12 protein-coding genes are annotated in these 12,931 nt (G+C 53.8%); 11 read left to right on the top strand and 1 reads right to left on the bottom strand.

What is annotated here, in order from left to right:
- The first annotated feature begins 95 nt into the window (after positions 1 to 95).
- Both ACUVOF_RS17315 and ACUVOF_RS17310 read left to right on the top strand, forming a co-directional pair.
- Positions 96 to 680 (top strand): hypothetical protein, encoded by a 585-nt coding sequence (locus ACUVOF_RS17315; RefSeq protein WP_447045513.1) that lies wholly within the window; start codon positions 96 to 98, stop codon positions 678 to 680.
- Positions 681 to 801: 121 nt separating this feature from the next.
- Positions 802 to 1,347: a macro domain-containing protein gene (locus ACUVOF_RS17310; protein WP_447045512.1), complete on the top strand. Its 546-nt coding sequence runs from the start codon at positions 802 to 804 to the stop codon at positions 1,345 to 1,347.
- A gap of 39 nt (positions 1,348 to 1,386) precedes the next feature.
- On the opposite strand, the gene ACUVOF_RS17305 is transcribed toward ACUVOF_RS17310, so the two are convergent.
- Positions 1,387 to 2,271 (bottom strand): LysR family transcriptional regulator, encoded by an 885-nt coding sequence (locus ACUVOF_RS17305; protein WP_447045511.1) that lies wholly within the window; start codon positions 2,269 to 2,271, stop codon positions 1,387 to 1,389.
- Between the two features lie 159 nt (positions 2,272 to 2,430).
- Here ACUVOF_RS17305 and leuC point away from each other — a divergent pair, with 159 nt between their 5' ends.
- The 9 genes from leuC (at position 2,431) to trpA (ending at position 12,867) form a co-directional block, all read left to right on the top strand.
- Positions 2,431 to 3,882: a 3-isopropylmalate dehydratase large subunit gene (gene leuC / locus ACUVOF_RS17300; RefSeq protein WP_447045510.1), complete on the top strand. Its 1,452-nt coding sequence runs from the start codon at positions 2,431 to 2,433 to the stop codon at positions 3,880 to 3,882.
- A 3-nt stretch (positions 3,883 to 3,885) separates the two neighbouring features.
- On the top strand, positions 3,886 to 4,533 hold the full coding sequence (leuD, locus tag ACUVOF_RS17295) for a 3-isopropylmalate dehydratase small subunit (protein ID WP_447045509.1): 648 nt from the start codon (positions 3,886 to 3,888) through the stop codon (positions 4,531 to 4,533).
- Positions 4,534 to 4,568: 35 nt separating this feature from the next.
- The gene (gene leuB / locus ACUVOF_RS17290) at positions 4,569 to 5,648 is read left to right on the top strand and encodes a 3-isopropylmalate dehydrogenase (protein WP_447045508.1); all 1,080 of its coding nucleotides are present in this window, start codon (positions 4,569 to 4,571) and stop codon (positions 5,646 to 5,648) included.
- Positions 5,649 to 5,718: 70 nt separating this feature from the next.
- The gene (gene asd / locus ACUVOF_RS17285; protein ID WP_447045507.1) at positions 5,719 to 6,831 is read left to right on the top strand and encodes an aspartate-semialdehyde dehydrogenase; all 1,113 of its coding nucleotides are present in this window, start codon (positions 5,719 to 5,721) and stop codon (positions 6,829 to 6,831) included.
- A 182-nt stretch (positions 6,832 to 7,013) separates the two neighbouring features.
- A complete protein-coding gene (locus ACUVOF_RS17280) occupies positions 7,014 to 9,107 on the top strand; it encodes a type IV pilus assembly protein FimV (RefSeq protein WP_447045506.1) in 2,094 nt (697 codons plus the stop codon).
- Positions 9,108 to 9,116: 9 nt separating this feature from the next.
- A complete protein-coding gene (gene truA, locus ACUVOF_RS17275; RefSeq protein ID WP_447045505.1) occupies positions 9,117 to 10,055 on the top strand; it encodes a tRNA pseudouridine(38-40) synthase TruA in 939 nt (312 codons plus the stop codon).
- On the top strand, positions 10,052 to 10,690 hold the full coding sequence (locus ACUVOF_RS17270) for a phosphoribosylanthranilate isomerase (protein ID WP_447045504.1): 639 nt from the start codon (positions 10,052 to 10,054) through the stop codon (positions 10,688 to 10,690). The genes truA and ACUVOF_RS17270 overlap by 4 nt, the downstream gene beginning before the upstream one ends.
- Before the next feature lie 162 nt (positions 10,691 to 10,852).
- Positions 10,853 to 12,040: a tryptophan synthase subunit beta gene (trpB, locus tag ACUVOF_RS17265; RefSeq protein WP_447045680.1), complete on the top strand. Its 1,188-nt coding sequence runs from the start codon at positions 10,853 to 10,855 to the stop codon at positions 12,038 to 12,040.
- A gap of 23 nt (positions 12,041 to 12,063) precedes the next feature.
- A complete protein-coding gene (gene trpA / locus ACUVOF_RS17260) occupies positions 12,064 to 12,867 on the top strand; it encodes a tryptophan synthase subunit alpha (RefSeq protein WP_447045503.1) in 804 nt (267 codons plus the stop codon).
- The last annotated feature ends 64 nt before the right edge of the window (positions 12,868 to 12,931 follow it).

Genomic DNA, 12,931 nt, shown 5'->3' with positions numbered 1-12,931 from the left:
AATAGCTGAGTGGGTTTGGCTTAGCCTGTGATTATAACCTTAATGGTCGTTTGGCTGAAAAGTTAGCAAATGCGTTACTAAGGATGTGCTATAGGATGAAAGGCAACATACCGCTCTGGCTCAAAATCAGTTACACCATCATGGTTCTGGTGATTATTCCGGTGTATTGGCGTGACCTGGGGCCTGCTAATTTTCTGTGGTTTTCCGACATTGCGCTCTTTTCTTTGGTGGCTGCTTTGTGGTTTGAGAACCGACTAATCAATAGCACGATGGCGGTGGCGGTATTCTTTCTCGAGTCAGCTTGGGTGCTTGATTTTCTAACGGGCGGCAACCTGATCCAGATAAGTGCCTATATGTTTGATCCTAACACCGCGATGCATATCCGCATTATTTCAGGGCTTTTTCACATCACATTACCGCCGGTACTGCTGTACCTGCTGGTAAAGCTGGGATACGACAAGCGAGCCCTGTTGCTGCAAACTATCATTGCTCTGGTGGTGTTGCCGGTCACCTATTGGGTAACCGAGCCGGAGAATAATGTTAACTGGGTGTTTGGGCCGGCAGGACAGCAAAACGTACTACCTGATTATCTTTATTTGGTGATACTTGCCACCGTTCTGATCGTGTTTCTTTATATCCCTTCTCATCTGCTTTTCAAGCGCTTATTTATTCACAAATAATGTTCCGCCAGTAAAAGCGAGTAAGTCTTCAAGGCTGAAAACGTACGGGAACCGTGTTGGGCGAAATGCGTGAAGCCGGGGCGATTATTGATATGTCTTAATAGGTGGAGGTGCAGTGATTATGAGCAATAAGAGCAAAATTAGCGTGCAGTGCGTGGTGGGCGATATTGCCCAACAGCCCGATGTAGACGCAGTGATCAATGCCGCCAATGCGCAGTTGCGAACCGGTGGTGGTGTCGCCGGGGCGCTTCATCGTGCCGCCGGGCCGGGCCTGGCCGAAGAAGGCCAGTCAATGGCACCCATTACTCCAGGCCAAGCGGTACTCACCGGCGGCCATGAACTGCCTAACCGCTGGGTAATTCACTGCCTGGGTCCGGTATACGGCATCGACAAACCCGCGGATCAACTGCTGGCGGACTGTTACCGCAATGCGCTGACATTGGCCGATGAGCACGGTATTGAGCGGCTGGCTTTCCCGGCACTGTCTACTGGCGCTTTTGGCTACCCGGCGGAAGAGGCTGCCGAAGTGTGTGCAGCTACCCTTGAAGCAATACTGCAGAGCTTGCATAAAGTGCGCCTGATCCGCTTTGTGCTGTTCGATGAAGCGGCCCGGCATACTCTCCATCAAGCACTGGCTCAACGCTTTACCATCGACCCCGCAGGCTAACTGCCGGGCCTCTTATTGACATGGATAGCGAGTTTTAGGCTATCTAGCGGCTTCAAGCTCTTCAATCATCCTGCGCGCTGCATTAGAAAGCGTTCGATTGGTATGCACCAAATAGCCCAGTGGTCGGTAAATCGGCGGGGTGTCTACCCTAAGCTCCACCAGTTCACTGTCGATCATCTTTTCCGGAAGCAGGCTCCAGCCTAATCCTACACTGCACATCATTTTTAGTGTTTCTAAATAATTGGTCGCCATGCTCACAGGTAGTTGCAGGCCTGCTTCGTTAAAGCGCGTTGCGATAAGCGATCCTGTGAAGGTTTTTGCTCCCGGCATAACACAGTTGTAGTTGCATAGATCAGCCAACGACAGCAGGCTTTGAGAAGCGGTGGTTTGGGTGGCCAGCGGGTGGTCGTTTGCGCAGGTAAAACAGAGCCGGTCGCGCCAAAGTTCAACAACCTGCAACTGCTCGTGGGGGTGTGGCGCGAGGGTTACCACGGCCATTTCCAGTGTGCCGTCCAACACACCTTGGTAGGCCAATTCTGAATCCAGAAAGTGCAGGTCTAACTCTACTTCTGGATGACGCAGCGTGTACTGCTTTAACAATGGTGGTAAGCGGTGCAGTCCAATGTGGTGGCTAGTGGCCAGGGTGAGTTTACCGCCTACTTGGCCAGAAAGATTGGCGAGTGCTCGGCGGCTGTCCTCAACGGTAAACAGAATACGCTGCGCTTGTGGCAGCAGCACATTACCGGCTTCGGTTAGCGCAATACGCCGCCCTATTCGGTCAAACAAGCGTGCGCCCACCTGAGACTCCAAGGTGGCGATGCGTTTGCTAACGGCGGGCTGGGTAAGATAAAGCTGTTCCGCCGCCCGCGAGAAACTTTGGGTCTCAGCAACGGCCAGAAAGGCTTGTAGGCTCTGGGTATCCACTGACGCATCCTTGAATAAGTATTCCTATATGGAATCCAATCTATGAATAACATGAATTGCTTTTATGTACGAGTCGCGTAACACTCTTGCTATCGAAATATAAGCAGCACACAGAAGCTGCCATACCGAACTAGCAGGGCAATCGCCCAGGAGAGCCACATGTCAGGTCAAACCCTTTACGACAAGCTTTGGAACCAGCACTTGGTCAAGCAGCGCGATGACGGCACCGCGTTGATCTACATCGACCGCCAACTGCTGCACGAAGTGACTTCACCGCAAGCGTTTGAAGGCCTGCGTTTAGCTAATCGTAAGCCGTGGCGTTTAGATGCCAACTTAGCCACGCCTGACCATAACGTGCCGACGACCATTAAAGAGCGCGCCGAGGGCAACAGCGGCATTAAAGACCCGGTATCGCTGATTCAGGTACAAACCCTGGACGACAACTGTCTGGAATACGGCATTGAAGAATTCAAAATCAACGATCCGCGCCAGGGTATTGTGCACGTGGTTGGTCCAGAGCAGGGTGCAACGCTGCCCGGCATGACCGTGGTGTGTGGCGACTCCCATACCGCCACCCACGGCGCATTCGGCGCCTTGGCCCACGGTATCGGTACCTCGGAAGTCGAGCACGTGATGGCGACCCAGTGTCTGCTGGCGCAAAAAATGAAGAACATGCAGGTGCGCGTGGAAGGCGAGCTGGGCTTGGGTGTAACGGCCAAAGACGTTGTGCTGGCGATTATCGGCAAGATCGGTACCGCTGGCGGCACTGGTTATGCCATTGAGTTTGCCGGTAGTGCGATTGCTTCGCTCTCTATGGAAGGGCGCATGACGGTGTGCAACATGGCTATTGAAGCGGGTGCACGGGTAGGTTTGATCGCGGTCGACGACACCACCATTGATTACCTTGGCAAGCGTCCTTTCGCGCCTACGGCAGAGCAGTGGGAAGCCGCAGTCGCTGACTGGCGCAATCTGGTCTCTGATGACGATGCGCAGTTCGATAAGGTCGTTACCCTGAAAGCGGAAGAGATTGAACCGCAGGTAAGCTGGGGCACCAGCCCGGAAATGGTCAGCGGTATTTCCGGCCAAGTGCCCGATCCGTTCGCCGCGCTAGATGAAACCGTGCAGCGCAGCCATACCCGCGCACTGGAATACATGGGGCTGCAGGCCAACCAGAAAATTACTGATATCAAGTTGGATAAAATCTTTATCGGGTCTTGCACGAACTCGCGTATCGAAGATTTACGTGAGGCCGCCAAAGTCGCCAAGGGCAACAAAGTCGCTGATTCTATCAAGCTGGCCATGGTGGTGCCGGGGTCTGGCTTGGTGAAACGCCAAGCCGAAGCGGAAGGTTTGGATAAAATCTTTATTGAAGCGGGCTTTGAGTGGCGTGAGCCTGGCTGCTCCATGTGTTTGGCCATGAACGCAGATAAGTTGGGCGCCGGTGAACACTGCGCGTCTACGTCTAACCGTAATTTTGAAGGGCGCCAGGGCTACGGCGGCCGCACTCACTTGGTCAGCCCGGCCATGGCAGCGGCAGCGGCGATCGCCGGTCACTTTGTAGATGTTCGCACCTTGCCCGCCAACGATGCCACTCATGCGCAGGAGGCCTAAACCATGAAAAAGTTTACCCGTTTTGAAGGCGTAGTAGCGCCCCTTGATCGCGCCAACGTCGACACAGATTTGATTATCCCGAAGCAGTTTTTGAAGTCGATCAAGCGTACCGGCTTCGGCGTTAACCTGTTTGACGAACTGCGCTACTTGGATGAAGGTCAGCCGGGGCAGGATTGCTCACAGCGGCCGCTAAACCCAGACTTTGTCTTAAATCAATCGCGCTACAGCGGCGCTGAAATACTGTTGACGCGGCGCAACTTTGGCTGCGGCAGCTCTCGTGAGCACGCGCCTTGGGCACTAGAGGATTTCGGTTTCAAAGTGGTGATTGCGCCCAGTTTTGCCGATATCTTCTATAACAACTCATTCAAGAACGGCATATTGCTGATCACTTTTCCGGAAGACGTGATTGATCGCCTGTTTGCCGAGGTAGACGTTAACGAAGGCTACCAGCTGGATGTGGATTTGGATAATCAGCGGGTCATTACCCCCAGCGGCGAGATTTTAGAATTTGAAGTGGATGAGTTCCGCAAGCACTGCCTGCTAGAAGGGCTTGACGATATTGGTCTGACGTTAAAAGACGAAGACGCCATTCGTGCTTTTGAACAGAAGCATAAAGCCGCACGTCCTTGGCTATTTCGTCAGTCTGCGTAAGCCAGTCTTCAACTATTAAATGCTAAGGATTCAGCATGACGCATAAGGTTTTATTGCTGCCGGGTGATGGTATTGGCCCTGAGATTGCCGCCCAGGCGGCACGGTTGTTGAAAGCGTGCCAAGAAGCAGGCTTGGATATTGAAGTAGAAGAAGGCTTGGTAGGCGGCTCCGCTTATGATGTTCTCGGCGAACCGCTGCCCGCGGAAACACTGGAAAAAGCCAAAGCGGCTAGCGCTATTTTGCTGGGTGCCGTGGGTGGCCCCAAGTGGGATAAAATTGAAGATCTCTCCAAGCGCCCTGAAAAAGGCCTGCTCGGCCTGCGTAAAAACCTGGGTTTGTTCGGCAATTTGCGACCGGCAATGCTTTACCCGCAGTTGGCCAGCGCCTCAAGCCTGAAGCCAGAGCTGGTCGCTGGGCTGGATATAATGATCGTTCGCGAACTTACCGGTGGCATCTACTTCGGCCAGCCGCGTGGCATTGAAGTACGCAACGGCGAGCGGGTCGGTTTTAACACCTACATCTACTCCGAGAGCGAAATTGAGCGTATTGGGCGCGTGGCGTTTGACATGGCACAGAAGCGTGGCAAGAAGCTCTGCTCGGTGGATAAAGCCAACGTACTGGAAGTCACCATTCTGTGGCGTGAAGTGATGGAGCGTTTGGCGCCAGAGTACCCGGACGTTGAGTTAACGCACATGTACGTGGATAACGCCGCCATGCAGTTGGTGCGCGCGCCCAAGCAGTTTGATGTGGTGGTCACCGGCAATATGTTCGGCGATATTCTCTCCGACGCCGCCGCCATGCTTACCGGCTCCATCGGTATGTTGCCGTCTGCTTCGCTGAACGAAAGCGGGCAGGGCATGTACGAGCCGTGCCACGGTAGTGCGCCGGATATCGCCGGTCAAAATGTGGCTAACCCGCTGGCCATGATGCTTTCGGTGGCCATGATGCTGCGCTATTCACTGAATGAAAATGCCATGGCAGAGCGCATTGAAGCTGCCGTAGGCAGCGTATTGGATGAGGGGCTGCGCACCGCGGATATCGCCTCAGAGGGTATGCAAACCATCGGTACTGATGCAATGGGGAATGCAGTGCTGGCAGCGTTTGCAAAGCAGTAAGAGCGGTTTCAAAATCAGCGTAAAGAAGTGTGTATAATAGAGGCACTCATTCTTTACAGGAGGACTTCATATGTTGAAAGTCGGTTTCGTGGGATGGCGCGGTATGGTTGGCTCAGTGCTGATGCAGCGCATGCAGGAAGATGGGGATTTTAACGGTATTGAGCCGGTATTCTTCACCACTTCCCAGGTTGGTCAGCCTGGCCCCGATATCGGTGTGGACGTCCCTCCGCTGAAAGACGCCTATGATATCGAAGCGCTTAAAGCGCTGGATGTCGTCGTCACCTGCCAAGGCGGTGATTACACCAAACCGGTCTATAAAGATCTGCGTAGCGCAGGCTGGAAAGGCTACTGGATCGACGCCGCCAGTACCCTGCGTATGGAAGATGAAGCAACGATCGTGCTGGACCCGGTTAACCGCAAGGTAATCGACGATCAGCTGGCCAAAGGGGCTAAAACGTTTGTCGGTGGTAACTGCACCGTCAGCCTGATGCTAATGGGCCTTGGCGGTCTGTTTGAAGCCGACATGGTCGAGTGGATGACCTCCATGACCTATCAGGCAGCTTCTGGCTCGGGCGCTAAGCACATGCGTGAATTACTCAACCAAATGGGGCAGCTGCGCGACAGTGTTAGCGAAGAGTTACAGGATACCTCTAGCGCGATCCTGGATATTGATCGTAAAGTCACCGCCGCTATGCGGGGAGGCGACTTCCCGATTGACAACTTTGCTGCGCCGCTTGCCGGTGGCCTGCTGCCATGGATTGATAGCAAGCTCGAAAATGGCCAGAGCCGCGAAGAATGGAAAGGCAGTGTTGAGACCAATAAAATTCTTGGTCTTGGTGATAACCCGATTCCCATTGATGGTCTGTGTGTCCGTATCGGCGCGATGCGCTCGCATAGCCAGGCGTTCACGATCAAGCTGAAGCAGGATGTGCCGATAGACGAGATCGAAGAGCGTATTGCTAAGCACAATGAGTGGGTCAAGCTAATCCCCAATGATAAAGATGCCACCATCGCTGGGCTAACGCCGTCTGCCGTAACGGGTACGCTGCAGGTACCGGTTGGCCGCCTGCGTAAGCTGCAAATGGGTGGTGAATATCTCTCTGCATTTAGCGTAGGTGACCAATTGCTGTGGGGCGCTGCAGAGCCGCTCAAGCGGATGCTGAAGATTCTACGCGAACAGTAAAAAGTTTGTGTAGTACGCCCATCGAAAACGGGAAGCTGTATGCAGCTTCCCGTTTTTTACGTCTTTATTAATCACAGTAGTGGGAAAAGTGGCGCTATTTCGTTAAGTTATAATTAAATTGGAGTAATACAATAAGATTGCTTCATCGGTTAAAGAGTATGTGGCGTCACCAGGGAACATTCATGAAAAATACACTGACATGGATTACGTGGCTCTCGCTGAGTGCAGTTAGTCCTTTTGCGCTGGCCGTTGGGTTGGGGCAGGCGAATGTCAGCTCCTATTTGGATGCGCCTTTAGACGCCTCAATACCTCTGCTGGAAAGCAGCGATTACACGCCTGATGAAATTCATGTCAGCGTTGCCGAACCGACAGATTTTGCCGCAGCAGGACTTGAATGGACGCCGTTAGCAGCCAGTGTGCGCACTCGGGTTCAAGAGCAGCAAGGCCGCCGTCAAGTGCGCTTAAGTTCACAGCAGGCGATGGAGGAACCATGGCTGGAGCTACTATTAACTATTGAATATCCTGGTGGGCAGCAGGCGCATGATGTGACCCTTTTGTTCGACCCTCAGGGCTATGCGCAAACCGCTTCTACTGCCCAAGTCGCCGCTGCCACCGCGCAAAATACCACTGCTACGATGCCAGCGGTCGCAACCAGCCCGACAACGCCACCGCGTGTAAGCGAACCTGACAAGGGCCGTAGTGCCTATGTGGGCAGTGGCGATACGCTTTGGGGGGTCGCAGAACGCGTCAAGCCGGCACAGTCTAGCGTTCAACAGATGATGGTGGCGCTGTTGGAAGCCAACCCCGATATTTTTCCGACCGGGAATATACATGACATGCGTGCAGGCCAGACGCTGCGCATACCCGATCGTGAGCGTATTCTGGCGTACTCTCATCGCGATGCGGATGCGGCGATTAAAGCGATGAATGAAGCATGGCGCGCCCGCCGCAATGGCACACTGCAGGCGACGCCGTTTCCCGAAAATGAAGCTGTCGCTGTTTCAGACATCGCTGTAGACGCTACCCAAACCCTTCATGAGGAAGGTGATGAGGCAAGTGTTGAGGAAAGTGGTGAAGCAAGTAGCACGTTTAAGCCCGACAGTGCACTGGCTGCGGGCGGGACTGAACCAAGTGAGCCTGACGCGGACGAGCCCAAAATAAACGATCAAGCAGTGCTAGAAGAGGCAACCAATGAGCCCGAGGCGCTAACCCGGGCAGAACTAACCGAGCAATTGCGCTTAAGCCAAACGACACTTCAGCAAGTACTGGAAGAGCGTGCATTAATGCGCGCCGAACTTAACGAGCTTAGGGGCGAAGTCGCCTCGCTGACGCAGGCGTTAAGCGAAGCGTTGACTGCCCGTGAGCAAGGGCCAGCCCCGCGCGCCGCCAGTATGGGTGAGGACCAGAGTGTGTCTGCCTTGATGGCACGCTACCAGTGGCCTCTGGCGTTAGTTGCCATCGCACTGTTGGTGGCGCTGTTGGTATGGTTACGCAAACGCCGGGAAGAGACCTGGGAAGATAGCTCATTTGCTGAGCCAGTGGTAAAGCCGGCGGTTTCTCCTCGCGCAACAGCCGAGGCAAGAGTTATGCATGAGGCTGCCCCCGTCATTTATCCCGCGCAATCGAATGATGCTGACGTTGACGCGCAGCAGAATGGGACCGAGAAAAAAACAGCCATTAAGGAAGAGCACGAGTTCGAGACCAAGCCCGAATTCAATAAGCCCGTTACTCAATCAGTTTCGTCGCTCAATCCCGATCAATGGCTGGTCAATGATCAAGAGCAGGCGTTTGAGTATGAAGGCACGCTCAGCTATGAAAAGAGCTATGAAAAGAGCCAGGCAGCCGGTTTGGCGGAGCAGGGGCGCCGGCAGCGTTTAGGGCTGGAGGTTAACAGGTCTGAAAACGTTTCCTTATCACCGCCGCCCAGCGCTGTGTCCATGCGTCAAATGCTGGCTTCTCTCAATGCCGATTTAGGGCCGACTGAGCGAGAGGCCGCGGTTCAGGTACAGCCAACAGAGCTAGGCTACGAAGCGTCTGACGATGCTAGGCATCGCTCTGTCGATTACCACCCACCTAGCTTGAATGGCGCCGTAAAAAGCAGTGTGGAGCAACGTGGCGAAAACCTACTGCAACCGACGGTGGAGTTTACTACCGAAAGTCCCCCGCCCACGGTTAAAAAGCCACGTCGGCCGATTGAAGAAGAGTGGGAAATTGAAGAGGTAGCATTCAAGCCTCGAGGGCTGGATAATAGCGAACCTTCAAAATCTTCAAAATGACGTGGCTTGATGACGCTGTTCTATCACTTCGATGAGAAAATTCCGCTCACTGGTCGGCTGGCAATGGGTATTGAGTATGATGGTACCCGTTACTGCGGCTTTCAGCGCCTTAAGCACGCTGCCTCTGTTCAGGCTTCCTTAGAGGATGCGCTGGCCAAGGTGGCCAACGAGCCTATCCAGGTTCACGCCAGTGGGCGCACCGATTCTGGCGTGCATGCCACCCGTCAAGTAGTACATTTTGACCCGCCAGTAGGGCGCTCTGAAAAGGCCTGGATCTTTGGCGCCAACACCCATTTGCCAAGAGATGTTGCCGTGCGTTGGGTTAAGCCTGTAGGCGATGACTTTCATTCTCGGCTGTGCGCATTGGGCCGGCGTTATCGCTATGTACTGCTGAATCAAATAAGCCGCCCGGTATTGGAGCGCGCCAATGTGACCTGGTGTCGTGATCCACTAGACGCCGATGCCATGCATCGAGCCGCCCAGGCGTTGGTAGGCGAGCATGATTTTTCAAGCTTTCGTGCTGCTGGATGTCAATCGAAAACGCCTTGGCGACATCTGCACTTTATTGATGTCAAACGCTACGGACAGCTAGTCATGATCGATATTCAAGGCAACGCGTTCTTACATCATATGATCCGTAATATTGCTGGGGCCTTGGTCAGTGTTGGGCGGGGAGCACAAAGCGAAGCCTATATAGGCGAGCTGCTGGCGCTTAAAAACCGCCGCAAAGGAGATGTGACGGCGCCTGCTTGCGGGCTGCATTTTGTTGACTCGGTTTATGACGAGCGCTTTGACTTGCCCAAAGAGCCGCTGGGACCGCATTTGCTATCATTTACGGGTGAATGGACGGGGGAGCGTGAGCTGCCTGATACGCCTCGCGTCGCGTACCGACGCAGTCGTTCGCTCAGTAACAGGGCAGCTAACCCTGAACAGGAGGCATCGTCATGAGTCATCTATCGCTAACCCGCACCCGAATTAAGTTCTGTGGGCTTACCCGCGCCGAGGATATTGACCTTGCTGTGTCGCTGGGGGTAGACGCATTAGGCTTTGTGATGTGGCCTAACAGTAAACGTGGACTGTCTATTGAACAGTTGGCGAGCCTATCTGGCCGGGTTCCTGCTTTTGTGACTCGTGTAGGACTCTTTGTTGATCAACCGGCGGAGTTTATTGAGCGCTGTTTACCCTATTTGGATATGCTGCAATTTCATGGCAACGAAACGCCCGAGGAGTGCCAGCGCTACTCGCTGCCCTGGATGAAGGCGCTTCGCATGCACGAAGAAATAGACTTGGTGCATGAAACTGAACGCTATGGGTTAGCTCAAGCACTGCTATTGGATGCTTACCGACCGGGCGTGCCGGGCGGTACAGGGGAAACGTTTGATTGGTCGAGAATCCCCGCAAAACTAGCAAAACCTGTTATCCTCGCCGGTGGGCTGACTGCTGATAACATCGCTGACGCTGTGCGCCAAGTAGGGCCCTATGCCGTGGATGTGTCCGGCGGTATTGAAACCTCTTACGGTTGTAAAGATGCTAATAAAATGGCCTCTTTCGTCCGTCATGTAGCGCTAGCTAACGCGCACTAGAGCACGCCCGGTGTTGGCTTGTATGGCTTATGGGTATTTTATCGAGCGACGTTTTTAAGTTAATTCATTTATTGTTTGCCTGTTCTGGCGATCTTGTGAGGTATCTCTGTGACTGATTCTGCGACGCCTACTCCAAAGACGAAGTTCAGCGACCTGACCCGAATGCCGGATGCTCGTGGTCATTTTGGCCCCTATGGCGGCCGGTTCGTGTCAGAAACCCTCAGCTTTGCGTTGGAAGAGCTGGAGAAAACGTACTTAAGCCTGCGTGACGATCCCGATTTTCAGGCTGAATTCGACTATGACTTAGCCCATTATGTAGGTCGTCCATCTCCGCTTTACCATGCTGAGCGTTGGTCGAACAGCCTTGGGGGCGCCCAGATCTGGTTAAAACGTGAAGACCTAAACCATACGGGTGCTCACAAGGTTAATAACACTATTGGTCAGGCGCTGCTGGCAAAAAAAGCCGGTAAGCCTCGCATTATTGCCGAGACAGGCGCAGGTCAGCATGGCGTTGCCTCGGCCACCGTGGCTGCTCGCTTGGGTCTTGAGTGCGATGTCTATATGGGCGCTGATGACGTTCAACGCCAGAAGCTGAACGTTTACCGGATGCATTTGCTCGGCGCACGCGTAATTCCGGTCGAATCAGGCACGCGTACGCTCAAAGATGCCATGAACGAAGCGCTGCGTGACTGGGTCACCAACGTTGATACTACTTTCTATATCATCGGTACGGTGGCTGGACCGCATCCTTATCCGCTGCTTGTACGTGATTTCAATGCGGTAGTCGGGCGTGAAGCGCGTCGTCAGTCGTTGGAGCAGATCGGACGTCTCCCTGATGCGCTGATCGCCTGCGTTGGCGGTGGTTCAAATGCGTTGGGCTTGTTCTACCCCTTTGTGGAAGATGACGACGTCGCTATGTATGGCGTTGAAGCAGGTGGTGATGGCGTTGAAACGGGCCGCCATGCAGCGCCTCTGTCATCTAACGCGCCTCGTGGGGTATTGCATGGCAACCGCACTTATTTAATGTCAGACGACGCTGGCCAAGTGTCGGATACTCACTCCATTTCAGCCGGCCTGGATTATCCCGGGGTAGGGCCTGAGCACTCGCTCTGGAAAGACGTAGGGCGGGTTAGCTATGTGACAGCCAATGATAAAGAAGTGTTGGAAGCGTTCCGCGAGTTGACACGGATGGAAGGCATTATGCCCGCTTTGGAGTCGGCACACGCCCTGGCCCATGCCAAGGTATTGGCGCCTACGATGCGTCCTGACCAACATATTGTGGTCAACCTTTCGGGACGCGGCGATAAAGACATCATGACGGTGGCCAACATTGATGGCATTGAATTTTAAGGGCAGCTTTTTTAAGGGTAAGCATGAACCGTATTGATCAGCGTTTCAGTGAACTTAAACAGCAGGGCCGCAAGGCCCTGATCCCTTACATCACCGCAGGGGATCCAGCGCCGCACTATACAGTGGGCTTTATGCACGCCCTGGTAGACGCCGGTGCCGATGTCATTGAGCTCGGCGTCCCTTTTTCCGACCCGATGGCCGATGGTCCCGTTATTCAAAAAGCCTGTGAACGTGCGTTAAAGCAAGGCACACGGCTTGTTGACCTAATGCAGATGGTCAAAGAGTTTCGCCAAACCGATACCACGACACCGGTTGTTCTAATGGGGTACTTAAATCCCATTGAGCGCATTGGTTATGAGAACTTTGCCGACCAAGCCGCCAGTGTAGGCGTGGATGGTGTATTGATCGTGGATATGCCGCCGGAGGAAGCCGATGAGATCGGGCCGCTATTGAAATCACGTGATTTAGCAGCAATTTTTCTTGTTGCGCCTACCACTTCCCATCAGCGTGCCGCTACAATATGCGCCCATGGCGAGGGCTATCTATACTATGTTTCGCTGAAAGGCGTGACAGGCGCCGCCACCTTAAATGCAGATGATGTGGCTGAGCACCTAGCACCGCTGCGCGGCATGACTGATTTGCCGCTTTGTGTTGGTTTTGGTATCCGCGATGGCGTGACCGCCGCGGAAGTGGCTAAAGTCGCTGATGGTGTGATCGTAGGCAGCGCTTTGGTTAACCGTATCGCAGAAAGTCTCGATGCACCTGAAACCATCGCGGGCCAGTTGAAAAGTGTATTAGCAGAAATGCGTACGGCGATGGATGCCTAAAGCGAAATGCTTTATCGCCTATTTTTAATAGATTGATATCACTCATCAAGCCTGGTTTTGCCAG

The sequence above is a fragment of the Vreelandella sp. H-I2 genome (assembly GCF_052959335.1).
This window is presented reverse-complemented; position numbering and strand designations above follow the sequence as displayed.

Coding starts and splice junctions, on each gene's coding strand:
- leuD (WP_447045509.1), top strand. CDS start 3,886: ATGAAAAAGTTTACCCGTTTTGAAGGCGTAGTAGCGCCCCTTGATCGC.
- ACUVOF_RS17280 (WP_447045506.1), top strand. CDS start 7,014: ATGAAAAATACACTGACATGGATTACGTGGCTCTCGCTGAGTGCAGTT.
- leuB (WP_447045508.1), top strand. CDS start 4,569: ATGACGCATAAGGTTTTATTGCTGCCGGGTGATGGTATTGGCCCTGAG.
- ACUVOF_RS17315 (WP_447045513.1), top strand. CDS start 96: ATGAAAGGCAACATACCGCTCTGGCTCAAAATCAGTTACACCATCATG.
- ACUVOF_RS17310 (WP_447045512.1), top strand. CDS start 802: ATGAGCAATAAGAGCAAAATTAGCGTGCAGTGCGTGGTGGGCGATATT.
- trpA (WP_447045503.1), top strand. CDS start 12,064: ATGAACCGTATTGATCAGCGTTTCAGTGAACTTAAACAGCAGGGCCGC.
- leuC (WP_447045510.1), top strand. CDS start 2,431: ATGTCAGGTCAAACCCTTTACGACAAGCTTTGGAACCAGCACTTGGTC.
- trpB (WP_447045680.1), top strand. CDS start 10,853: ATGCCGGATGCTCGTGGTCATTTTGGCCCCTATGGCGGCCGGTTCGTG.
- asd (WP_447045507.1), top strand. CDS start 5,719: ATGTTGAAAGTCGGTTTCGTGGGATGGCGCGGTATGGTTGGCTCAGTG.
- truA (WP_447045505.1), top strand. CDS start 9,117: ATGACGCTGTTCTATCACTTCGATGAGAAAATTCCGCTCACTGGTCGG.
- ACUVOF_RS17270 (WP_447045504.1), top strand. CDS start 10,052: ATGAGTCATCTATCGCTAACCCGCACCCGAATTAAGTTCTGTGGGCTT.